The following is a 23104-nucleotide window of genomic DNA, read 5'->3' on the forward strand; positions in this document are numbered from 1 at the left end:
ATGGCGCTGCAACGTCGGGGTGGCTTGCCAGCATCGGCGTGCCGCTCGTGGCCATGCCGATCCTGAGCCACTTCCTGCCGATCAAGGAAGCCGTTCTTCTGCTGTCGATGCCGATCATTCTCGGCAATATCCCGCAGGCGCTCGAAGGCGGCGAACTCCTGCCGACCGTCAGGCGCATCGCCGCGCCGTTGATCGGCACGGTGATCGGCAACATCGTCGGCGTGACCGTATTGATTTCGCTGGCGCCGCATCGCGCGCAAGCGGCCGCCGGCGCCTTGCTGATGATCGCAGCATTGCTGTTGCTCGCCTCGCCGCGGCTGACGCTCTCGCCGACGTGGGCCAAGCCGGCCGGATTCGTGTTGGGATTCGGCGCGGCGCTGATGGAGAGCATTGCTTCGGTGCCCGGCCCCTTGCTCGCGATGTATCTGATCGCCACGGGCGCGACGGGCAAAGCATTCACGAAGCAGATCGCCATCATTCTGGTGGTGTCGATCATCACGCTCGTCGCGACGTTCAGCGGCGGAGTGCATGCTAGCTGGACGGACCTGGCCATCTCCGCCTGCGCGAGCGTGCCGGTGATCGCAGGCATGCTGCTGGTGCGACCCTTGCGCGATCGCTTGCCGCCCTCCGCATTCAGGATTCTGGTGCTCGTGTTCGTAGTGGCCGCCGCCGCGCAGATGATCTGGAAATCCGGCGTCCTATAAGGACTGCACCGTTAGCGCGCGTTCGAAATGGGCCGTGGTACGCGCATTGCTGCGCAAAGGTGTACCCCAATCAACCGGAGAGCCCGTCGTGGCAACCATGGCCAATTCCCCGAACGAGCAAGAGCACGAGCCCCCGCGCCAGCCCGAGGAAGACCCCGGCAGGCCGCCCACCGAGGTTTCCAAACCGATCGGCGATGCAATCCCCACGCCGGTCGAACCGGGTCTCGATCAACCGCTGCCGAAAAAAGGCGAAACGCCGCCGCCCGCTGACGACGACGGCGAAGCACTGGGCGACACCGAAACGCCCCCGGGCGTCCCGGAGCCGGGTCCATCGGATTTCGCGTAGCTAGTGCGGCCAATAAAAAAGCGGCGCCATGACGGGCGCCGCCTAGTGTTTGCGATCGACGCTATCCGTCGATCATCCGTTCAAGCCGCTTCCGGCTCGTGAACGATCTTTAGCGCGCTCTTGTGTTCCCTGATCAACCGGTACACGGTTTCGCCGGGCACTGTTTCCTGCTCGAGCAATTCGTCCGCAATTGCACGCAGCACCGGCTCGTACGCATGCAGCAAGCCGTAACACAGTTCGTTCAATTCCTTGAGCAGCACATTCGCGTGCTCGATGGCGCTCTTCATTTGCAGACCCGCGTACTGCGACGGCAGCGCCGCGAGGCTGAACAGATCGCCGTCGCTGTTGAAACCGAATTTCGACACCATGTCGAGGCTGATGCGCGACGCTTCCTGCAAATCCGATGCGGCGCCGCTCGATGCTTCGGAGAACGTCAGAATTTCCGCGTTGCGGCCGCCGAGCAATACCTGGATTTCGTTGCGGATCTCGGTCTCGCGATACAGGTGCTTGTCCTGCGCTTTCGTGATGAGCGCCACACCGAGTGCACCGCCGCGCGGCAAGATCGTGACTTCTTCCAGCACGCCCGTGCCGAGTAGCGCGGCGACGAGACCGTGCCCCGCTTCGTGCACGGCGATACGCGTGCGTTCGTCTTCGCTCAGCGCGCGCTCGGCGCCGCTCACGTCGCCGATCCGCGCAATCTTGATCGCTTCCATGAAATGCTTCGAGGCGATTTCGGTGTCTCCCGCCTTACGCGCGACGAGCCCCGCCTGATTCACTACCATCGCGACCGTTGCCGGCGACAAACCCGTGGTCAGGCGCGCCAGTTGATCGTAGTCGATGTCAGCGGCTTTCGACTTCAGTTTCTGCGCGTAGAAACGGAAAATCTTCGCTCGGTCTTCGCGATCGGGCAAACGGACCTGCACGGTGCGATCGAAGCGGCCCGGCCGGCGCAACGCCTCGTCCAGATTGTCGGGGTGATTGGTCGCCGCGACGACGATCACGCCTTCGTTCGAAGCGAAGCCATCCATTTCCGCCAGCAGTTGATTGATGATGCGGTTGCTCTCGGCTTCGACCGGACCGCTGCCCGTATCCGTGCGCTTGGCGAGCCCGTCGGCTTCGTCGATGAAGATCACCGTGGGCGCATTCTTGCGCGCCAGTTCGAACAGGTGCTTGACCTTCTGGATGCCGACGCCGTAATACTTCGCGCTGAAATAGCTGCCCGTGATCGAGATGAAGTTGGCGCCGCACTCGCCGGCTAGCGCCTGCGCAAGCCGCGTCTTGCCGACGCCCGGCCCGCCCACCATCAGAATGCCGCACGGCGCGCGCACGCCCATCGACGTGAATTGTTTCGGGTCGGACAGATAGCCGCGAATGTCCGCGAGCGCCGCCTTCGCTTCGCCCGCGCCGATCACGTCGTCGAAACGCAGGGCGGGCGCCCTGGCGAGCAGCGTGGCGCCACCGCGCATTTCGCGCCGCATGAACCACACCATCCCGCCGATCAGCAACAACGGCAGCAACACGCTGATGGCCTCGCGCACCTGATCGAACAACTGCACCCAGCGCGAACCGCCGGTTTGAATATCCGCATCGGGAAGCCAGACGAGTTGATACGCGGCGGCTTCGTCGGCCTTCGGCTCGCCGAGTAGCAGCGCATGCGAGAACGTCGCGTTGTGGTCGGTGACGAAGTATTTCGTGCCGTCGCGCTTCGAGATCAGTATCGCGTTGGGACTCACGCCGATCGCGGCAACCTTGGCGTCGTGAATATCGCGCAGCATTTGCGAAGCGTCTTTTTCTTCGTGCGTCCATGCCGAGGAATCGTGGCGCATCTGGCTCGCGACGCCGGTCAGCGCAGGCGCGACCTGTGCCGCACGCTGCTGGTAATGCCACACGCCGAACGCGAGCAGCACTGCGATAAGCGCCGCCGCTACCGAGATAGCGATCTTGCGTGTGCGTCTTTTACCAAGCGAATTGTTTCCCGGCTTCATGAGTCACTTCCAAAAACGGGCTCAAAGCGAGCCCCGATACTTGTCAAAGTTCAGTTGGGCAGAGGTTGGCGGAGGGGAATCGACTGATGCGACACCAATGCATAACCGGAAGACAGGACAGCCAACCATACGTCCCTTTTAGCAACGTGCACACGGCCAGTATGCCGCGCCGCCGCTTCTTCCAAATCGCAGAAAAGGCCTAGTTCTACCGTCTATCCGGCGTTTTGGAAACGCCGGATTTTGGGGAGCGAGCGCTGCGTGCAGCGCGCTACGACAGTGCTCCGGCGCACAGTTTATCAGCGCTAAATTCATTGCGTATTCAACATATCTATTATTAACCGCTCCCTATTTAAAGCGGTCAGAATTACTGAATATCGGCTTGTCGCGCTAGCGTATCCTCCGACGAAAAATTAGCCGCTGCCGCAGCGCTCATCTCCATCCACTCTAAAAAGACCGCCGCGGATGGAGGTTCGATGCGGCGAGTCGCACAACCCTGTGAATCACCGCCGTGCGACACGCACGACACCACGCCGGTATTCGATACAGCGCCTGACCGCTTGCTCGCCGGCACCCCGTCGTTTCAGCCGGCATGGGCGGCCCGGCGCGTCGAGTTGGCGGTCGCCGTTTCTGAAGCCGGCGGCTTCGACCTGCTCGGCATGGTCGGAGAAGCACCAGTGATCGAGCTTCAGCACGATCTCCCCGCTACGCGATACGCGTGGGCGATATGAAAAAAATGGCGTTGTTCGCGGGGGAATCGTCGGCGCTGGTCGAGCGGTGCGCGCCGGCGGCGGAAGTTATCGCCCGGCTCATGGATGAGGCGGCGGAGGCAGCGACGCGGGTCGGCGCCGCAGGTGTGCACCGACAGTCAAGCGTTGGGGAGGTGCGACGGGCCTCTTCGGGCCCGTTCGCACCGTCGCCGCTTGCTCTCTCAGGTTCTGCTGCCTTTATTAGCTTATTAGCTTTTATTAGCGATGTCGGCCCGCATCGAACTGGTCTCCCCGACTAAAATCCGGTTCTCGTATTTCTGTGTGCCGACAGACTCAAGCCGCCGTGCGCGGCTTCAGCGCCAACCGTGCCATCTGTGCCATTTGCGCCATTTGCGCTTCGCTCGCGAGTCTTTCGGAAAGTCTCGTCAGACGGTGGCGCTGGCTGGCAATCAATTCGTAAGTCTCTTCCAGCGCCCTGATACGTTTTTCCCAATACTCGTGGTCGAGCGGATAAAGTCCGCCGGACGCGTCCCCACGCGTCAGGTACTCCACCACGTTCTCGAGATGTCGCAAGTGGCCGTCCACCAGACTAGCCGGAAGCCGAGCGCCACATTGCGCGGTCGGTTGCATGTTCGTGCCGCTCATCGTTGATACCCCGTGAATTGCCTGCCGGCAACGCGTAAACCTCGCACCCTTGGAGCGCGCGTAAGGGCTCGGCGCTGTTTCTGCGCGCAGCTGCGATTTCCCTTGGGCGGCGGCGGTTGACTGCCGGCCACGTCGTCAGCGAAAGCGATCTGCATCTAATCACACAACATTAATGCATCTTTTTTGTTAGGCTTGACCGTCCGTCTCAAAATTCGGAGGGCGGCGCGTGAGATAGCCGTATGCACGCCGCAGCCACGCCGAAACACATTTCTCGCTTGCAGCAACCGATTAATGAACCAGCGTACCTTGCCGGACCATCTGCCCGCGGCCGCCGCGGACCATTCGCACTCCGCTGTGTCGACGAGCCGTTTCAGCACGCACGGACTGGCGCCTGGCGAACAATTCCTTGCCTGGCGCCGGCGCGTGGGGCATGTGGTCGACGCGCCGCCGTCGAAAGCGCAGATTGCCGGGGGATTTCGCGGGGAAATCGATTTATACGCGGTCGGCGGCATGACTTTTACCGACTGCCGCACCGATTCGATGCAACTGGAGCGCTCGGTAGCCCGCGTATCCACCGACTCGCGGCGCGATTACGTGTTTCAGCTCTTCGTGGAAGGGGAAATCGGCCACGTCACCGGCATGCACAAAAAACGCAGCGCGCCGGGCTCGGTGCAAGGCATTGTCGCGTTCGATCTGAACCAGCCGTTTCGCGCCGAGCGCCCCGAATGCCGCCTTCTAAGCCTGTTCGTGCCGGCTGCGGTGGTCGACGAAGAATTACGCGACGGCGCGGCGATTCACGGCCGCATCGTCCAGCAAGGCTCGCCGCTGACCGGCGTCGTGCTGGATCACATGACGGCGCTCGCCCGCGACATCGCGCGGCTCGATCCGGCCAGCGCCATCCATGCCCTGCAGACGGGCACGCAGTTGCTGGTGGCCGCGTTTCGCAAGGAAGCGCGCCTGAGCGGCGCCAGCCGCGCCGCGCTGCAGGCCGCCGTCATGGGCCGGGTGCGCCGCTATATCGACGCCAACCTGCACCAGGGCGAGCTCACGCCGACCGGCGTGGTTCAGGCGCTGCAGCTGAAACGCGCGACGATCTATCGCTGGTTCGAGCACGAAGGCGGTCTCGGCGCCTATATCCGCAACCGCCGTTTGCGCGAGGCAGCGGACGAACTAGTCCGTTATCGGCATCTGCAGGTCGCGGAAATCGCTTTTGGCCTCGGCTTTCAGAGCGCGTCCGACTTCACCCGCGCGTTTCGCCGCGCCTTCGACATGAGCCCGCAGGACATGCGCGCCCGCGCCTTCGACCTGCAGCAGTCGCGCAACGCGGCCTAGCGCTTCAGGCAAGCGATTGCGACGCGCTTGCAGCGCGCGCGCCCGCCTCGGGCTCCGCTTCCGGGAACGCCTTCAGCGCGAGCAGTGTAAGCGCGGTGGCGCCCATCAGATACCACGCCGGAATCATCGGATCGCCTGTCCGGTTGATGAGCCACGTCACGAGAAACGGCGAAAAGCCGCCGAACAGGACCACGCCGAAGCTGTAAATCACCGACAGTCCGGCCGCGCGCCGGTGAACCGGGAACGCTTCCATCATCAGCACGGAAGCGGCGCCGGCATTGTTCACCGCGAGCGCCACATAAGCCGTGATAATGACGAGCGCCGCGAGATCGCCGGCACCGTGGGTCAGCGCCCAGAAAGCAGGCCACGCCGCCGCCAGCGATGCGAGAAGCGACGCGTACTGCAGCGTCTTGCGGCTCGCGAGCCGGTCGGCCGCGTGCGCGACCAGCGGCGTCACGAGCAGAATCACGACGCCCGAGAGGCACGCCGTCAAAAGACTGATGGTCGGCGGCCGGTGCAAGGTACGCACCAGATAAGCCGGCATGTAGAACACGGTGATGTAGATGCTCACCGAAGGCGCCGCCATCATCAGAATGCCGCAGACGAGCGGGCGCGTATGCTCCGCGAACAGCCGCCGCGGGCTGAGCCGGGTGCGCTCCTGCGGCGCGGCCGCCGGCATGCGGCGGCGCAGATACCAGCCGACGGGGCCGATCAATCCACCGAGCACGAACGGAATCCGCCAGCCCCATTCATGCATGGCGGCGGGCGATAGCAGCGCCGTGGTGCCCACCCCGACCAGCGCGGCGGCGAAAGCGGCCGCGCCCTGACTGGCACCGCGCCAGCTCACCATGAAGCAGCGGTGCCGGTAGCCGGCCGATTCCATCAGCGAGGCCGACGCCGGGCCGATCTCGCCGCCCGCCGCGAGCCCTTGCATCAGGCGCGCGAGCACCATCAGCACGGTCGCCGCCGGGCCGATCGACGCATAGCCCGGCAGGCATGCGATCAGCCACGTGCCGAGCGTCATCAAGGCGAGCGATACGGTGAGGCCGGCTTTACGGCCACGGCTGTCGGCAATATGGCCGATCATGATCGCGCCGAGCGGGCGCATCACGAACCCCGCGCCAAAGGTGGCGAGCGACAGCAACAGCGATGACGCGGGATTGTGCGATGGAAAGAACAGATTGCCGATCGCGACGGCCGAGAAGCTGTAGACAGTGAAGTCGTAAGCGACAAAACCATTGCCGATCACGATGGCGGCGACGATACGCCTGAGTTCGGCGCGGGACAGCGGGGCCGCATTGCCGGCAACAGTGTGCATGAGTGGTTGTCGACGAATTCGTCGAGGTATTCAGGAAAGTGACGGAAGAAACGCGAGCCGCCTGTTTAACGTAACCGCCCCGCATCACGCTGCAATTCCACGTGTCGGGGCCCTCGGTCTTGCACAGGCTCGCGCGCGCCAGCAGGCATCTCGAAGCTCAAGCGGCCCGCGGTCGACGCGTGCCTCTTCGCGGCATATTCAGCATGTCGGCGATGGCGGCCAGTTGCATGTCGCCGCGCTGCTTCGCCGGCAGTTCGATGATGGCCAGCGCCCGCTCGAGATTCCCCGCCATGATGCACGCTCAATTCGATTTCGACGCCGAATGAGAACACGATTCCATATTGGAACTCAAGAGCGCCCTCGTTTGGCGCCAGGGGACAACACGTCTACCACGTCGCTCCCAAGGCAACAGCGCCCAATGCAGTCACCAAGGCGGGCAGCGTCACGACGACACCCAGCTTGAGAAAAGACCACGCAGTCACCTCGATACCGTCCCGGCGCAGGGCCGTCAGCCAGAGAATGGTGGCGAGCGAGCCCGTGACCGAGAAGTTCGGACCGAGGTCGACGCCTATCAGGACCGCACTCGCGACGGTCGTGGGTGCATGAGCGGCTGTGAGCGCTGAGCCGGCTATCAGGCCAGCCGGCAGGTTATTGATGAGATTGCAGGCGACAGCCATGACGGCACCGGAAATCCAGCCTGCGTGGGTGGGAATGGTTGTCGAAGCTGTCCTGACGACAGCGGCCAGATTTGCTATCACGCCTGTGCGCTGAAGACCCTCGACCAGAACGAAAAGTCCGGCGACCAGTGGGAGGACCGCCCAGGAAATCTCGCCAAGATGCGCACCGAGAAATTTCCCCTTCAGGATGCAGATGGCGAAAAAGAGAGCGAGCCCGGCGCAAAAAGTCGGCAGGCCAAGGGATACATCAAGTGCCGACGCGCCCAGCATCACGATGGCCATCACGGCGATGCCGAGGCCCGTCGCTTTGCCGGCGGCCGACAGCCTGGGAACATCGACCTCGGACTCAATCTGCTGCGTGAGTTCCTCCCGCTGCATGAAACGCAGCGCCAGATAGGTGACGACAATGCTCAACACGGACGGTACGGCGAAACGACCGAGCCAGTTCAGCAGTGTCGGCATACGGTCCTGAAAGATGACCAGATTCGCAGGGTTTGAGATGGGCAAAACGAAACTCGCGGCGTTCGCGATGAAGGCGCAAATGTAGAGATACGGCAGAGGCTTCTCTGCCTTGACGACGTGGGCAACCGCGAGCACCGCGGGTGTCAGCACGACTGCCGTCGCGTCGTTGGACATGAAGACGGTCACGATCGTACCGACGCAATACATCAGAAAGAACAGTTTCTTCGCCGAGCCTGCAGCGCGTTTCGCAGCAAGTGCAGCCAGGTAGTCGAATAGCCCCTCCTTTCGGGCCAGCTCCGAGGCCACCATCATGCCGGTCAGAAACAGGTAGACGTCGAGGCCCTTGCCGACGGCCGCAAGTGCGGCGGACCATGACAGCATCCCAAGCCCGCATAGGGCAAGTGCGCCGAGCACGGCCCACACCGCCTCGGGAAACCTGAACGGCCGGGTGATGACGCCGAGCGTCGAGAGCGCGGCGATAGCCCAGACGGACACAGGGGAACTCAGCAATGCATTCATTTTTTCAAGTCAGTTCGATGTTGGAATGAAGTCTCGGAGCTGCCCGCCCGGCACCGCCTTACCATCTTCGTGCGGTCGCGTTTCCGGCATGAACGCCGTGAAGAATATGAGTGCCAAGGCGCTGATGGCAGCCAGGCTCAGAAATCCTGCCGTAAAACCAAATTTCTCAACGACATATCCCCCGGTGACGTTACTGAGCGCAGCGCCGATTCCCACCGCAAGCGCCATGAGGCCCTGAGCAAGATTGAACCGTCCGGTGCCGCGCATCAGGTCGGACGCTATGACGACCCCGATAACACCAAAAATGCCGGCAGCGACCCCGTCGAGCAACTGAATCGCCACCACGGCATAGGGACTGCTCGTCATCGAGAACAGCACACCCCGGACCGGCAGTACAGCCAGTGCGACCAGGAAGATCTTCTTGCGCCCAACACCTTTGTGCAGGGCATGGCCCACGGTCGCGGCAACCGCGACCATCACGAGTTGTGCAGCGATCACGCAGGCACTCAGCGCGATGACGTCCATCCCTGGATGGACCTTTGCAATGACCTGGCCTGCGAGCGGCAGCATCGCGGCATTGCCAAAGTGAAAGAGGACGACCGAGATGATGAATACCTTGAGGTCGCGTTTTTTCCATAGTGCCGAAAACGTCATGGGGCTAGTGCGCCCCTTCGTCTCCGACGGCTTTTCGGCGCCACGGGCGAGCTCGTGGTCAATCTCTTTCGGCTTGATCAGCAGAACCACAAGCGCACTTGCCACTGCAAATCCGCAGATAAGATAGAACAGCCAGATAACCCCGACGTACTGTCCCAGAGCGCCCGCCAGAACAGCTGCCGTGAAATTTCCTGCGTGATTAAACCCTTCGTTGCGGCTTATCCGGGCGGGCAACAGCCGGTGTCCCACCACGCCGAGGCTCAATGCCGCGAGACAAGGTGGAATGATGGCCGAGGCTGCGCCGAGCGTAATTTGCGCGGCGAGCACGGTTGGCAGTTTCGGGAAGAAGGCAATCAGAAGACATCCCGCGCCGACCAGCAGACCTGAAATTGCAATGAGCAGGCGCTTGACGCGGACCGCGTCCACCAGCAATCCCGCCGGAATCTGGCAGATAGCCGCTGCAACACCGCTGGCCGCCATGACCAGACCGATGTTGCCCGAGCCCCAGTGTTGGGTGCCTTTCAGATAGACGGACAGGAAGGGGCCGAGACCGTCCCGCACGTCGGCCATCAGGAAATTCAACCCGTCGAGCCCGCGCAGGCTGCGTGACGACGGGGACTTCGGCGCTTCGTCGTCAGCCGGCTGCTGCTCTGACCGCGGGCTCACCACTTTCTCCCGTTACGGTTCGGTCCGAGCTGGGTGCCCATGAGGTGTTTCTCTTCCCACGCGCCAATCGTGTCGCGATCGCTTCCATCCGCGTGCCGCTCCCGGCTCTCATCGAATGTCGAGGTGGCTTCGATGCTGTCGAAGCCGGTAGACCCGGCACGGTCCGTCGCGCGCACAAAAATCGGACATGCCCCATCGGGGATTGCACAATTGAGCGTCCAGAGCCGCTCCGATGCCGCGAAAACCATGGGCTGCCATTCGCCGTCGCCAATCCGGCAGTCCACGCATGTTATGCCTTTCGCGCTCCACGCTTTCGCTCTGATGGAGGCTTGACCGGAGGGCACCTGATTGGGCAGATACGGTCGCGTAACCAGTCGCCTGTCCGCCGGCGAGGTAATCATCGCCACAGGCCATGCTTCATCGAGAGGTTTGAAACGCCAGCTCACCACACCGCTATCCACCGCTAAAAGAGAGAAGCCCGCCGGTCCCTCCTCTATCTGACCGGTCGAGCGTGTCGATGCATAGATGGTCCTGCCGTCATTCGCGAGTTCGTTGTAGTGGGTATGCCCCATATCGACAGCCGCGACGCGGAACTCCCGGAGCAAACGATGGAACGCAAAGGCTTCTTCAGCGTCCGCAAGGTCTGCCGGATAGCCATGGGCGAAAACCACCGTTTCTTTACCTGCTGCAGCGGCCTTTTGAAGCTCTGCCTTCAGCCAATCCATTTGAGGCTGCCCTAGTCTGAAATCCGGACCACCCGTTCCAGCAGAGACGTAGTCCAGAAAGAAGCAGCGATAGTCTCTAACGGAGATGACTTTCGGAAGATGTTCAGCGCGAAGTACAGTGTGAAATGCGTGCAGGTCTCGCGACTTGAAGTCGTGGTCACCGGGGATGATGTGAACCGGGAGCTTGAGATGGTCAAGCTCGGCGCGAAGAATCTGGTACTGCGCAGACGTACCGTCGTCGGCATTGTCGCCGGGTAGCACGGCAAAGTCGATTTGCCCTGCGAGATGCGCATTCGCCTGCCCGATGATGTCGCGTAGCGCGAGATGGTTGGGCAGTTCGGCCTCAGTCAGATGGAGGTCGCCGATATGCATCCATACAAGCGGCTCGCCGCAGTGCGAAAGCCTCGATGGCGGGAACGTGTTTTGCCTTTGTACCATTTCGCATTCTTCTTCAATGAAAGTGGCTGGATAAGGTTCGGTTCGTGTGACTACTCCGCCGTCGCTGGGAGATCCTCCGCATCGACCAGTTCGGCGATGTCGTCGACTTCAATGGTTTTGCCGTGCCGGTTCTTCACGCCATGGCCCCAGACCTGGATGTGGGCACCGGCTTCGAGGTAACTGGACAGATTCTCCGCGGCATGAGGAGGCATGCGAATCGAGGTTCCATCGGTCAACAAGGCGCCGCGCAGTTCGCCCTTGGGCCCGTACAGTGAGAGTTCCACTTCACCTATGGCCTCCATCGCGCGCCTGTCGGCATGCGGCTTCTCATGCCTCTCGCCATGGCGATGCGGACCTTCGTCGAGAATCACGACACCTGTTCCCAATGTCAGCTGGACGGCTGCGACCATATCGGCAGCACGTGGTTTGACGCCTCTCACGCGAACCTTGTCGCCAACGCTGACATGTTTCGCGATCTGTCTGGAAAGATGGGGCGGGAAATGCACCTGTCGCACCTGTCTGTCGTTGTCGAGAATCAAACCGTCCAGTTCTCCGTGGGGATTCAGGAGGAACCGGGTAACGGTGCCGCGCGCTTCCTGCAAGCACTCCGGGTCAATCCAATGCATGGTGTAACTCCAGTAAGAAAGAAGAAGTTAGTTGGGTGTATCGCCGTACAACTGCGTGACGTTGCCAGGCGTGCCGAACGCTGTTGCCTGCAGCGCTTCGCCGAATTGATTGCGCGTTCCGTATCCGCTGGCGGCCACCACTGCATCTGGTCGCATCAGGTTGGCAAACTGCTGTGCTTGCGGCGGCGGCATCTTGATGACCGTTCCATTGCTGAGAATCACGCCATCAGGCTCTCCGCGCGGTGCAGTCGTGACACGTGCCACCGTGCCCTTGACACTGAGTTTGACGAGACCTGCTCCGCGCAAGGCCGGCGGAAGACGCATTGCGTTGACTGGCGGGGGTTGGTCGACGATCTGCTGGGACGTTCGTTGATTGGTGATTTGCTGCGCAGTGATGTTGCCCGCGCCGCCACGAAACCCTGCGATTTGCACCGGGTCGCCAGCATGGACAACGCTGACCAGTTGTGCGCTCATATGCGGCGGGAAGTGGACCAGCGAACCGTCACCCAGAAGAAAGCCGTCGACATCGCCTTCCGGGTTGATGACGAAGCGGCTCACCGTCCCGGTTGCGACCACCGGCTGCTGCTGCATCGCCAATGGGGCGGGCGGCATCGGAGGTGGCGGCGCCACGGCGGGCATCGCGCCAGCGGGTGCACCGGCGAGCGGTGGAGGAACAGGCGTGCCGGGTCCCTGAAGAGGCGGGGTTTGCGCGGCGCACGCGAGCGTGGCGAGACACAGTGCTAAGGCTGCAGCGCGGGCGACCTTTGCGGTTGGAGCGGTACGGCCCGCCAGCGTGTGCTGGCCGCCCGTCGGGTTGAAATGATCTGAGGCCATGATGCTCTCCGTTGAACGACACGGAGTCAATTGCAAGGCCTATGCCATTACGAATGTTCCTTCTCAGCAGGGCTTTGCGGGCGATTCAGCCAGACAAGGTGTCAGGCAACCCGACAGAGCGCGTCGGATTGCTTGACACCTCATTCGAGCTTGAGCGCCGCCAGCTTCGCGTAAAGCGTCTGGCGGCTAATGCCCAACCGGCGCGCCGCATCGGCGCGGTTGTTGTCAGCGAGTCTCAGCGCGTGGCTAATCATTGCCCGCTCGACTGCTTCCACGGCGCCCGGCAATGACATGTCAAAGAAGCTTGCGTTCAGGAGCGGCTGGCCATCGTTCGGTTTCGCGCTCAGAAACCCGAGGTCCTCTGCCGTGATAGAAGGTCCCGGAGCCAGTGCACCCGCGCGCTCGATTGCGTTTCTAAGTTCACGGACATTTCCCGGCCATGTGTAACCGAGCAGCAGGCGTTGCGCCGGCGAGGACAGCCGCACGCCGCGAGACCGGCGAATGCCGGCTTCGGCGAGAAAGTGTTCGGCGAGCGGAAGGATGTCGGCCAGTCGCTCGCGCAGAGGGGGTAATTCGATGGGGATGATGTTGAGCCGGTAAAGCAGGTCCTCGCGGAACTCGCCTGCTTCGACCATCGCCTTCAGGTCGCGATGGGTTGCCGCGACGAGCCTGATGTCGACAGGAATCACGCGATTGGAGCCCAGCGGAGTAATGTGCCGTTCCTGGATGACCCTCAACAGCTTGGCCTGCATCGGCAGCGGCATGTCGCCGACCTCGTCGAGCAGCAGCGTGCCGCCGTCGGCAGCGGCGAAACATCCGGCGCGGTCTGCCGAGGCGCCTGTGAAGGCGCCTTTAACATGCCCGAACAGTTCGCTTTCGAGCAGGTCAGGAGGAATGGCAGCGCAGTTCACCGCGACGAACGGCTTACCCCGACGCTTCGACGCATCGTGAAGCACGCGTGCCGCCACCTCTTTTCCCGTACCGGTTTCGCCACTGAAGAGGACCGTTGCATCTGATGATGCAGCGCGCCCAATTTGCTTCTGTACCTCGCGCAACGTCTCACTGACACCCAGCAACCGGGGCTTCGTACTCGCCGGCTCAACGGTGAACTGAGGCAGCGGTTCGTCGGACGTCGCGCCTGCCGCGGTTGAGGAAACGATACGCTCGAGCAACGACTGTATCGCCTGTCTTCCGACCGGCTTCGTCAGATGGTCGAAGGCCCCTAACGTCATCGCGCCTATCGTGTTGTCGCTCGATGCAAAGCCGGTCAGCATGACAACTGGCAGCATCGGCCCGTGGACGGTTGTCTGCAATGCTTCGAGTACAGCGAGCCCGTCCATGCCGGGCAGGCGGAAGTCGAGAAACATGCAGGTGAATGGAACGGCGGCATTCGTCAAGATTTCCAGCGCCTGTTCGCCGGAGCTCGCCTCATCGATCGAGTGACCAAGGTCGACCAGCGTTTCGACGAGCCCCTCACGAAAGCCATCGTCATCGTCGACTACGAGTATGTGTGCCATGGAATCTCAATGACGAAACAAGCGCCGCTGTCAGTGTCGGCCACGTGTGCACGGCCACCGTGCGCTGCCGCGACTTCGCGGACAACGGCCAGGCCCAGACCTGAGCCATCTGGCCGTCCGGTGACGAATGGCTCGAAAATACGTTCCCGGTCGGCGACAGATATTCCTGGTCCATTATCCACGACAGCAATACGCAACGTGTCGCCGGTGCTGGTTTCGACGTGCTGTGCGCGTACCGCGACTACGCCCCCGGGCGGGGCATGCCTGATTGCATTCAGTATGAGGTTGTCGAGCGCCCTTGCCATCTGTATCGGGTCGAACCTCGCCAGTTGACCGGCAACCGCCGGTTGCGCCGGCTTCAGATGGTCAACATCGAATGTCAGGTTGACACCCTTCAGCGCCGCCCGTTCCTGATGCGTACCCGCGCTCGCCACTAGCCATTGCGCCACATCGACGGCATTCATCACGAGTGTCACGGGCTGCGTCAACGCGAGCAGACTCGTTACCTGCGTCTCGATACGTTCCACCTGACCGAGAGCCGACTTGAGCGATTGATTCGGTGTGTCGCCGTCATGCGCGAGAACATTCTCCAGTTTCAACCTGACGGCACCTAATGGATTACGGATTTCATGTGCTACCTGTGCAGCGAGCTTGCCAAGCGAGGCGAAGCGCTCGGCTTGCAGTAACTTCTCGCTTAAAGCCGAGGCACGGGCTTGTGAAGCCCTGGACCGCGCGGCGAAGGCGTTGACGGCGTTGATGATTTTGTCGAGGTCGGCTTCCCCGACCAGTGGAAGTTCAGTGAGGGAGTCCGCCGTTTCTGGCGATAGGCCCCGCTCGAGTGCCGACAGGTTTTTCCTCCACCGTCGCAGCGCAATGCCGAGAATCAGGGCGATGACCAGAATACCCGTCAGAATGACGGCGAGAGACAGCACGAGGATATGGCCATATTGCCCAAGCGGAGCTTGCGCCCTGGTGAGCGTCCATGCATAAAGCGTCGAACTTCCGGCGACAGGGCAGGCAGCGGAAACCGTAGCGCCTTCTCCGCCTGGCACCGAGTCATAAACCGAAGCGCGTCTGGACACTGCTAGGCGCAGCGCGCGGAGTATCAGGGGCGTCTCTGCCTGAGGAATGTCCCGTTTGACCCCGCTGCCTTCGTACGTCGGGAACGAATACGCAAGAAATCCATCAGGCGCCCTCGGCGGGGCGGTACTGCCGGCCGGACCGGGCACGGGAGGAGGCGCCGGAGTCCGGTTGCTCGGGGCGTCGCCACTGCTTCCCCAGAAGCCACCTTCGATTTTCGGTGTCTGGATCAGGACCGTGTCGAGGACTGCATGCATCAGGTCGGTGGCAGGTGAGTCCGTGCCAAGCTGCCGGGAGAGCGCATAGCGTGCAGCCACGTGTTCGCACGCGGCGATGGACTGTTGACTGGCGGTGGAAATCTGCCGGCTCTGGTCTGTCTGGAATAGCAGCCAGATAAACCCGGCGAGCAGCATGCAGACGACTGCAACAAGCGCCCACAGCAAAGCCAGCTGCGTTGCGAAGGAGATTCGCTTCATTGTCGTGACAGTCCGCAGCGTAAAGTCGAAGTGGCCCAGAAAGTTGCGTGAGGTAGTTTCGGCGGTTGCAACAGATTATCCGGATGGGCGATGAGTGTAATGCAGCACTCCGAGACCGCATGCGACCTGTGCGACAGTTTTTGAATTCATCCCGGAGTTCTCCCCGCGACGCAACGTGCGACCGAACGATAAGCACGTTTCGTTCCAGCCACAGTCCACCGTGCCCAGTCCTTCTGCGCGACGGCTTTCGCTTCCTCTTGGCCGCTTGCCGCCCCGGTCTTGCCATGGAGGTCGCCGGGAACAACGCAGTCTGCCCAGAAAAACGGCGAGCCGCCGATATAAACACCGAGCATTTTGCAGTCCGGCACGACGGTTGCTGCAACGTCATTTTTGCGGCCGCATTACGCCGACACTTCCACAGCCTCGGGGGCACAACAATGAACCATCGATACATCGAAGGCGAACTTTTACACTTGGAGCAGGTGTTTCCTTACATTGCAAACGGCCCTCTTCCCGTTACCTACTGGTTCGCCCGGCTTGAGGTGCTTAAGCTACTCCCAGCGATGCGCGATCAGCGTCGGAGATTAGCGCTGCTGCAAGATCGGTTAGACGCCATTGCAAGATTTGCTACAGCTGCATAACCGCCCCCGGTCGCACGGCGCGCCTCGGAGGACGATCGACACTCAAGGGGGATAGGACGTCGGAGGATTCCCGGCCGAAGTGCGATTGGGTCACCCAACAAGGTAAGCGCCAAAAAATGCGGCAAATTCAGTCGGCTATGCTAACCTCCGGCGAGTAGCTCAACTTCATTTCAAAATAATGAATAACTTCGATTTGGCGATCGAAACATATCTGTCCAACGTACACTTCGGCTATTTCGCGACCCGATCCATTGAACGTATCACCGACCTCTACACGTTCAAAGGCCTTGTACTCATTCCCGTACTTTGGTGGATGTGGTTTCAGCAGAACAAGCGCCGCGATTGGCGGCGAGAAATGGTTATCGCGACGCTTCTCAGCGGCCTCGTCGCGCTCTTCGTTGGAAGACTGCTGACTCACTGGTTGCCGTTCAGGGTGCGCCCCGTCTATAGCGCCGAACTGCATCTGCACTTTGCAGGTAACAATCTTCAGGACGCACTGCTGACGAATTGGAGTTCCTTCCCAAGCGATCACGCGATGCTATGGATGGCGATCGCCACCGGCATCTTCCTCGTGTGGCGTGGCATCGGCGTGCTGGCGATTCTCTATACCGTGCTGTTCATTTGCGTGCCGCGCGCCTATCTCGGCTTCCACTACCCAACCGATTTGCTGGTGGGCGCCGCTGTGGGAATCGGAATTACCTATGTCATGACTCGAGATGCCATCCGCGTGCGCTATGCAACTCCGGCGCTGCGATGGATCGAACGCTACCCGGGGCCGTCAGGGATGCTGGCCTTTGTTCTGTGCCTCGAACTCGTTACGCAGTTCGACGAACTGCGCACCCTGGCGAGCAGTGTGTTCAAAAATTTTTGAATCGCGTGTGGCGCTGCAAAGCGTGTCAGTGGTGCCGCAGCCCGAGCGGGTGATTTTGTCGAAGCCAGGTTCCTCGACGCGACACGCGTTCTGTGATTGAAACGGCCGTTCAGAAAGCGGAGCAGTCGCACAAATGGCCAGGCACGGTCTAGATGAACGTCGCTGGCCGGTCACTTTGGTGGCATTTCGCGCAGATACTCCGGCGCCGCGACGATCGCCAGCGTTTCATCCGGCTCGACCCGTTTTGCGCCGCGCACATTCAAGCGAGATTGCCCGGCATCGCGCAAGATGAAAGCCAGGCAACATTGGAGACACTCGACATGACGCAACCCGACGTCCCTTCATTTTCCACCTCGCTGGATGAAGGCCTCAGCGGCGCCACGCGAGTGGTTTTCATCGTCGGCGATCCCATTGCGCAGGTCCGCTCGCCGTCCGGCGTGACCGCGGCTTTGCGCGCGGCCGGACGCGATGCGCTGGTGGTCCCCGCCCACGTGGCGCCCGCCGATCTGCCCGCGTTTTTTGCAGGCGTGACGCCCATGCGCAATGTCGACGGCGTGATCATTACCGTCCCCCACAAGTTCAGCGCGATCAAGTATTGCGGCTCGCTCACTGAGCAGGCAAGCTTTCTCGGCGCGGTCAACACGTTGCGTCGCACGGCGGACGGCAGCTGGCACGGCGGCATGTTCGACGGCACCGGTTTCGTCGCGGCGCTCGTCGATGCGGGTTGCGATCTGCGCGGCAAACGTGCGCTGCTGGTCGGCGCGGGCGGTGCGGGTTCCGCGATCGGACATGCGCTGGTGCAAGGCGGCGTGGCGTCACTCGGCGTGCGCGATAATGATGCCGAACGTACGGCGTCGCTGATCGGCCGACTGAATGCGCTCGGACAAGGTGAAGTGCACAGCGCGGCTGCTTCCGTAGACGCCAGTGCTTACGACGTCGTCGTAAATGCATCACCGCTCGGCATGCGTGCGGACGACCCGCTGCCTATCGACGTATCGCGTTTGCCGGCCACGACGTTCGTCGGCGATGTGGTGACGAAGCCGCCGCTCACGCCGTTGATCGAAGCAGCCCGCGCGCGCGGATGCCCGACGGTGACGGGCACGCAAATGTTCGGCCGCGTGTGCGACCGGATGGTGACGTTCTTGCTGGATGCCGTCCGATAAGTGAAGCATGGGACGCGACGGCGTCCACGGCTCGCGCTGCTACACTTGCGCGACGCCAACCTGTAGAAGACACGTGCCCCGCAATTCGACGCGGAGGGTCTTCTCCCGACTCACGCTCCAACCATGCTTCGATTCGAAAACCTCAGCAAGCGCTACGGCGAACGCCTCATCTTTCAGGCACTACATTACGACACGGCATCAGGATGCGTCGCGCTGAACGACGAATCCGGCAGCGGCAAGTCGACGTTGCTCGGCATCCTCGCGGGCACGATCGAGCCCGATACCGGCGAGGTGTGGCTCGGCGGCCATTCGCTGCGCAGCGCGCCGCTGGCCGCGCAATCCGTGCTCACTTATGTGCCCGAAGACTGCATGCCTTATTCGGATCAGACCGGTCGCGCGTATCTGAACACGGTGGCATCGGCGAGAAACACGGCAGTCACCGCCGACACGCTGGCGCTCGCGGACCGTTTCGGCCTCACGCCGCATCTCGACAAACGCTTCGAGCAGATGTCGTTCGGTACGCGCAAGAAGTTTTTCCTGACGTCGGCCGTGCTCGGCGACACTCAGGTGCTGATAGCGGATGAACCCGTTGGCGGCCTCGACGCCGCCGCACGTGCCGTGCTGGTCGATCTGTTCAAGACGCTGGCGCAAACACGCACGGTGTTCTTCTCGAGCTACGACGAGGTCTTTACGAATGCGTGTGAAGCGCGCTGCGTCAACTTCGCCGACTTGGGAAAGCGCAACTGACACGCCTTCGCATGCCCATGCATGCCAACCGGGAGCGGCATGAACAGCGCGAGAGAAAGCGGCAAGCCGGCGTTCACTCGCGCACGCAAGCCGCGCTTAAACCGCCACGCAAATCTTCCCGAAGTGAGCGCCGGATTCCTCGTGCGCGAACGCCTCGGCGAGCTTCGCCAGTTCGAACGTGCTGTCGATCACCGGCTTGATGCCGGTCACTTCGAGTGCCCGGATCATCTCGCGCTGATCCTGACGGCTGCCGACGATCAAGCCTTGCAAGCGCTGCTGCCTCGCCATCAGCGCCGCGGTCGGCACCGGCCCTGCCCGTCCGGTCAACACGCCGATCAGCGCGATATGACCGCCGATCCGGCACGCGGTGATCGACTGCGGCAAAGTCCCCGGCCCGCCCACTTCGATCACATGATCGACACCGCGCCCGCCGGTCAGCGAGCGGACCTGCTTGCCCCATTCCGGATTCTCGCGATAGTTGATCGTATGGTCGGCTCCGAGTTCGCGAAGCCTGGCGAGCTTCGCGTCCGATGAAGATGTCGCGATCACCGAAGCGCCCATCGCTTTTGCGATCTGCAAGGCGAAAATAGACACGCCGCCGGTGCCGAGCACGAGCACTGTATTGCCGGCCTTCAACTGGCCGTCCACGACGAGCGCGCGCCATGCGGTCAGCCCGGCTGTAGTCAACGTTGCGGACTCGGCGTGGCTATAGCCGCGCGGCGCATGCGTGAAGTAGTGGCTCGGCAGCACGACCGCTTCGCGTGCGTAGCCGTCGACACCGTCGCCGGGTGTGGTCGTGAAATCGGCGATGGCAGGCGGCCCGTTTTCCCAGAACGGAAAGAAGCACGACACCACGTGATCGCCCACTTTGAATTCCGACACGCCCGCGCCGACCGCCTCCACGACACCCGCGCCGTCCGCCATCGGAATCCGCTGTGCTTCGGCAGGCAGATTGCCGCTCACCACGCCATAGTCGTGAAAGTTCAAGGAGTTGGCGTGAATGCGCACGCGAATCTGGCCCGCCGCGGCCTGACCGGGATCGGCGATGTCGACGACCTGGAGATTGGCGACGGTGGCGGGCGAACCGATTTTGACTGCTTTCATTTTTTCGTTCCTCTGTGAGTTGCGCCGGCGCGTGACGCGTCGCGGCGAAATGCTCGCAAAAGAATACCGCAAGCCTGCTCAGCGCGTTGTCGTAGCGCGCACCGGCCGACGCGGGCGAAATGCTCGCTGAAAGCGCGTTGTCACTGGGAGAGGTCACTTCGCGACGCCCGGGAATGACGCAGGGCGGTCGCGACGGTCATGCATTCATTTGACGGTCTGAATGACTTCGAAGCCTTCGAATTCCGGATGCCCGAGATAGAGCACGCGATTGTCACCGCCTGCGTTGCGATGCGCGGCGCGAAAGGCGTCGGACTTCGTCCACGCCTCGAAGGACGCATAGTCCTTCCAGATCGTATGGCTGGAATAGAGAACGTGATCGTCCTTCTGCGGACCCTTCAGCAGATGAAATTCCACGAAACCCGGCACCTCTTTCAGATGCGTATCGCGCGTGGTCCACAGATGTTCGAAAGCAGCTTCGGATCCGGGCGTCACTTTGAAACGGTTCATGGCAATGTACATGCTGAAGGCCTCTTTGCAGTCACGATGTATCTGGCGGATTGCCGGACTGGAACGACTCGTTCCGGCCAACCGGTCAGGCGGCCTTTCATTATAGGCGTGCCACTCTTCCTGCTGATGCCGCGACTCGACACATCCAGGCGGCACGAACGCGGCTGCGTTCAGGCCGCTTTGTCCTGCGCCTCCTGTTCGAGCCATAGCCGGCTGTCGGGAAACCAGAATGCGTCCGGCCGCGGCGGCGACACGAGTTTCACCGGCAGCGCCGGATTGAATATTCTGGACCACGCCGACAGATACGACGGCGTCTTCACCAGATACCCGCAACGGGACAACAGCAGACTGGAGACCAGCGCTTCACGACCGATTTCGAGTCCCGGATAACCGCTGAAATGGATCGGCGTATTGCCGTACGCGAGCAGTTTCGCGGGCGCCACTTTGACCGGTCTGGAAAACGGCCACGCGATAAAGAAGTCGAGAAATGCCTGTTCGTCGCTTGAAACGAAAACGTTGCTCAAGTGCGGGTTTTCCGCAAGAGTCGTTTCTATATGACGGCAGAAATCGCCCCATGAAACCGGGATGGCTTCCAGCGGTTTGTCCGTGCCTCTGAAATGCGCACCGAGCGTGGACGCGCCGATCTCGAGCTTGCCGCAGATCGCGTCGACTTCATCGACGATATGGCCGGCTGGCCGGTAATGTGCGAGGAATAGTTTGCTGGCGCTCTTGAGTTGAAGCTGCGCCTCGTAGCGTTGACGAAACCCCAGCTGGACCAGGTCGCGAACCGTCGACTTTCTCACCTTGTGTGTGAGCGGTGCCGTGGCCTTGCCGTTCACGGAATCGAAGAAGGAAGAGAACCAGTCGATCGTTCCCGCAGCGTCTCCGTAGAGCCCGCCGCGTGCGCTGATGCACGGCGTCAGACACTTCTCGTCGCAGTACATCAGAATAAACAGGACCATCTGCATCACGGAGAAGAAACCAGAGTTCTCCTGAATTTCGATGGCAAAGATTCCCTTGTTTAATCGCTGTGTGGCATGAAGTGAGATACGACGTGGTGTGGCGACGGAATGCTTGAACCCCTCACTGCGTCGGATTTGTTTCGCCCGATCGACTACTTTTCTTAGCATGCCCGGCTCCTAATGGAATCTTTTTCTTAATTCGCGCGCGTCTATGCATGGAAGAAGTCACGACGACCGAGCATAACATCGAAAAAGCGCGGGGCGAGTAAGATCCTCTTGGCTTCGTGAGCTAACGCACAAAGGATCGGTAAGACTTTCTATAGGTGGCACCGGTCGAGCGGAGTAAAACCTCGGCGACACGCTCGAGCACGCCGTCCCGATGCTGAAGATGGGCACTGGCGTAATGCCCGGCTTGCCCCGCCATCATCGCGGCATGGTCGTGATGATGGGCCACTGAACGAGCAGCCTCCTCATGCGCGGACGGCGCATCGCCCACGGAATGCGAGGACCCGCATTTCATGGAGACGGCCGCGAACGACTGAACCGGAAGGCTCAGCACGAGCAGCACGACGATGAAGAGTTTGCGCCAGTAAGACATGGGTACGAAGTCCAGCATGCAGGTTTGCAAAATCGTAAGGCTGGGACGATGCCGCACATGATGGCTTGGAGTGCGTCGACACGATTTCAGCCGCCGACGAAAACCTGCTTGACCTTACCGCCGTGGGAAGGTCCATGCTTGAGCCATGATTTCTCATTGGAGGTAGGAAATGGAATTCGACGTCCCGGATATGTCCTGCGGCGGTTGCGCCAACGCCATCACGCGTGCGGTCACGAGTCTCGACCCTGCAGCGAAGCTCGAAGTCGATGTCCCCGTTAAAATCGTCAAGGTTACGTCGACGCTGGCGGCCGGACGACTCATCGAGGCCATCGAGACGGCGGGCTTTCATCCGTCGCTGAGAGCCTGACGGACACCTTTTCCCAACGGATATTCACTATGAAAAAACTTCGTGCCTTTCGTGCCCTTTGCCTGTTCAGCGGCTTTGCGTTTGCTGTCGCGACCGTGCCCGTCCACGCCCAGCAACCGGCCGCCATGTCTGGCATGGACATGTCGAAGTCAGCGGATGCCGGCGGCGGCGATGCGACGCAAGCCTTCAAGGCCGCCGACGACAAAATGATGCAGGACATGAGCGCCGACTATACGGGCAACGCCGACAAGGACTTCGTCGCGCACATGATTCCGCATCATCAAGGGGCGATCGAAATGGCGCAGGTCGAGTTGAAGTACGGCAAGGACCCGGAGTTGAAGCGGCTGGCCAGAAACATCATCAAGGCGCAGCACGACGAAATCGCGTTCATGAAGAGCTGGCAGGCGAAGCATGGGGTGAAGTGAAGGCGGCG

Annotated in this window: 22 protein-coding genes and 2 pseudogenes; 9 read left to right on the forward strand and 15 right to left on the reverse strand. The window is 61.6% G+C overall.

Annotated elements, in window-relative coordinates; genetic code table 11:
• Window positions 1-20: 20 nt before the first annotated feature.
• A pseudogene (locus B0G75_RS13030) lies at window positions 21-704 on the forward strand (TSUP family transporter); the annotation flags it as partial.
• A gap of 88 nt (window positions 705-792) precedes the next feature.
• A complete protein-coding gene (locus tag B0G75_RS13035; RefSeq protein ID WP_106305463.1) occupies window positions 793-1050 on the forward strand; it encodes a hypothetical protein in 258 nt (85 codons plus the stop codon).
• Between the two features lie 80 nt (window positions 1051-1130).
• Here B0G75_RS13035 and B0G75_RS13040 read toward each other — a convergent pair whose 3' ends face one another.
• Window positions 1131-3035 carry an ATP-dependent metallopeptidase FtsH/Yme1/Tma family protein gene (locus tag B0G75_RS13040; protein ID WP_106305466.1) on the reverse strand — a complete coding sequence of 635 codons (1905 nt, stop codon included), beginning with the start codon at window positions 3033-3035 and terminating at the stop codon, window positions 1131-1133.
• A 473-nt stretch (window positions 3036-3508) separates the two neighbouring features.
• Between B0G75_RS13040 and B0G75_RS40630 the strand changes: the two genes are divergently transcribed.
• Window positions 3509-3763, forward strand: coding sequence for a hypothetical protein (locus tag B0G75_RS40630; RefSeq protein ID WP_181309249.1), 255 nt, complete (start codon window positions 3509-3511; stop codon window positions 3761-3763).
• A 312-nt stretch (window positions 3764-4075) separates the two neighbouring features.
• Here B0G75_RS40630 and B0G75_RS13055 read toward each other — a convergent pair whose 3' ends face one another.
• Window positions 4076-4387, reverse strand: a complete 312-nt coding sequence (locus B0G75_RS13055) for a hypothetical protein (protein WP_181309250.1) — start codon at window positions 4385-4387, stop codon at window positions 4076-4078.
• 291 nt (window positions 4388-4678) lie between these two features.
• Between B0G75_RS13055 and B0G75_RS13060 the strand changes: the two genes are divergently transcribed.
• Complete coding sequence (locus tag B0G75_RS13060; RefSeq protein ID WP_106305472.1) at window positions 4679-5719, forward strand: AraC family transcriptional regulator; 1041 nt, start codon at window positions 4679-4681, stop codon at window positions 5717-5719.
• A 4-nt stretch (window positions 5720-5723) separates the two neighbouring features.
• Here B0G75_RS13060 and B0G75_RS13065 read toward each other — a convergent pair whose 3' ends face one another.
• From B0G75_RS13065 to B0G75_RS13105, 9 genes and pseudogenes are all read right to left on the reverse strand, one after another.
• The gene (locus B0G75_RS13065) at window positions 5724-7037 is read right to left on the reverse strand and encodes an MFS transporter (RefSeq protein WP_106305475.1); all 1314 of its coding nucleotides are present in this window, start codon (window positions 7035-7037) and stop codon (window positions 5724-5726) included.
• Window positions 7038-7209: 172 nt separating this feature from the next.
• Window positions 7210-7329, reverse strand: a pseudogene (locus B0G75_RS13070) (helix-turn-helix domain-containing protein); the annotation flags it as partial.
• 94 nt (window positions 7330-7423) lie between these two features.
• Window positions 7424-8695: an arsenic transporter gene (locus B0G75_RS13075; protein ID WP_106305478.1), complete on the reverse strand. Its 1272-nt coding sequence runs from the start codon at window positions 8693-8695 to the stop codon at window positions 7424-7426.
• Between the two features lie 9 nt (window positions 8696-8704).
• Complete coding sequence (locus B0G75_RS13080; protein WP_106305481.1) at window positions 8705-10015, reverse strand: MFS transporter; 1311 nt, start codon at window positions 10013-10015, stop codon at window positions 8705-8707.
• Window positions 10012-11178: a metallophosphoesterase gene (locus tag B0G75_RS13085; RefSeq protein ID WP_106305484.1), complete on the reverse strand. Its 1167-nt coding sequence runs from the start codon at window positions 11176-11178 to the stop codon at window positions 10012-10014. Before B0G75_RS13085 ends, B0G75_RS13080 begins: the two co-directional genes overlap by 4 nt.
• A gap of 50 nt (window positions 11179-11228) precedes the next feature.
• Window positions 11229-11804 (reverse strand): hypothetical protein, encoded by a 576-nt coding sequence (locus B0G75_RS13090; protein WP_106305487.1) that lies wholly within the window; start codon window positions 11802-11804, stop codon window positions 11229-11231.
• Window positions 11805-11831: 27 nt separating this feature from the next.
• The gene (locus B0G75_RS13095) at window positions 11832-12638 is read right to left on the reverse strand and encodes a hypothetical protein (protein ID WP_258194425.1); all 807 of its coding nucleotides are present in this window, start codon (window positions 12636-12638) and stop codon (window positions 11832-11834) included.
• A 140-nt stretch (window positions 12639-12778) separates the two neighbouring features.
• A complete protein-coding gene (locus tag B0G75_RS13100; protein WP_106305495.1) occupies window positions 12779-14155 on the reverse strand; it encodes a sigma-54 dependent transcriptional regulator in 1377 nt (458 codons plus the stop codon).
• Window positions 14137-15711 carry a HAMP domain-containing sensor histidine kinase gene (locus B0G75_RS13105; RefSeq protein ID WP_106305498.1) on the reverse strand — a complete coding sequence of 525 codons (1575 nt, stop codon included), beginning with the start codon at window positions 15709-15711 and terminating at the stop codon, window positions 14137-14139. Before B0G75_RS13105 ends, B0G75_RS13100 begins: the two co-directional genes overlap by 19 nt.
• An 819-nt stretch (window positions 15712-16530) precedes the next feature.
• On the opposite strand from B0G75_RS13105, the gene B0G75_RS13110 reads away from it, so the two are divergent.
• The 3 genes from B0G75_RS13110 to B0G75_RS13120 all read left to right on the forward strand — a co-directional run bounded on the left by B0G75_RS13110 (window position 16531) and on the right by B0G75_RS13120 (window position 19133).
• Window positions 16531-17223 (forward strand): phosphatase PAP2 family protein, encoded by a 693-nt coding sequence (locus tag B0G75_RS13110; protein WP_106305501.1) that lies wholly within the window; start codon window positions 16531-16533, stop codon window positions 17221-17223.
• Between the two features lie 320 nt (window positions 17224-17543).
• Window positions 17544-18386, forward strand: coding sequence for a shikimate dehydrogenase (locus B0G75_RS13115; RefSeq protein ID WP_106305722.1), 843 nt, complete (start codon window positions 17544-17546; stop codon window positions 18384-18386).
• A 123-nt stretch (window positions 18387-18509) separates the two neighbouring features.
• Window positions 18510-19133 carry an ABC transporter ATP-binding protein gene (locus B0G75_RS13120; RefSeq protein WP_106305503.1) on the forward strand — a complete coding sequence of 208 codons (624 nt, stop codon included), beginning with the start codon at window positions 18510-18512 and terminating at the stop codon, window positions 19131-19133.
• A 96-nt stretch (window positions 19134-19229) separates the two neighbouring features.
• Here B0G75_RS13120 and B0G75_RS13125 read toward each other — a convergent pair whose 3' ends face one another.
• The 4 genes from B0G75_RS13125 to B0G75_RS13140 all read right to left on the reverse strand — a co-directional run bounded on the left by B0G75_RS13125 (window position 19230) and on the right by B0G75_RS13140 (window position 22304).
• Window positions 19230-20237: an NAD(P)-dependent alcohol dehydrogenase gene (locus B0G75_RS13125; protein WP_106305506.1), complete on the reverse strand. Its 1008-nt coding sequence runs from the start codon at window positions 20235-20237 to the stop codon at window positions 19230-19232.
• Between the two features lie 204 nt (window positions 20238-20441).
• The gene (locus B0G75_RS13130; protein WP_012427906.1) at window positions 20442-20756 is read right to left on the reverse strand and encodes an antibiotic biosynthesis monooxygenase; all 315 of its coding nucleotides are present in this window, start codon (window positions 20754-20756) and stop codon (window positions 20442-20444) included.
• Between the two features lie 158 nt (window positions 20757-20914).
• Entirely contained in the window at window positions 20915-21874 is a 960-nt protein-coding gene (locus B0G75_RS13135) for a hypothetical protein (RefSeq protein WP_106305509.1), read from the reverse strand.
• A 121-nt stretch (window positions 21875-21995) separates the two neighbouring features.
• The gene (locus B0G75_RS13140; RefSeq protein ID WP_146142507.1) at window positions 21996-22304 is read right to left on the reverse strand and encodes a hypothetical protein; all 309 of its coding nucleotides are present in this window, start codon (window positions 22302-22304) and stop codon (window positions 21996-21998) included.
• Window positions 22305-22473: 169 nt separating this feature from the next.
• Here B0G75_RS13140 and B0G75_RS13145 point away from each other — a divergent pair, with 169 nt between their 5' ends.
• On the forward strand, window positions 22474-22671 hold the full coding sequence (locus tag B0G75_RS13145; RefSeq protein ID WP_106305516.1) for a heavy-metal-associated domain-containing protein: 198 nt from the start codon (window positions 22474-22476) through the stop codon (window positions 22669-22671).
• A gap of 29 nt (window positions 22672-22700) precedes the next feature.
• Entirely contained in the window at window positions 22701-23096 is a 396-nt protein-coding gene (locus tag B0G75_RS13150; RefSeq protein ID WP_106305519.1) for a DUF305 domain-containing protein, read from the forward strand.
• Window positions 23097-23104 lie beyond the last annotated feature (8 nt).

It is taken from the genome of Paraburkholderia sp. BL18I3N2 (genome assembly GCF_003001875.1).
GTDB lineage: Bacteria > Pseudomonadota > Gammaproteobacteria > Burkholderiales > Burkholderiaceae > Paraburkholderia > Paraburkholderia phytofirmans.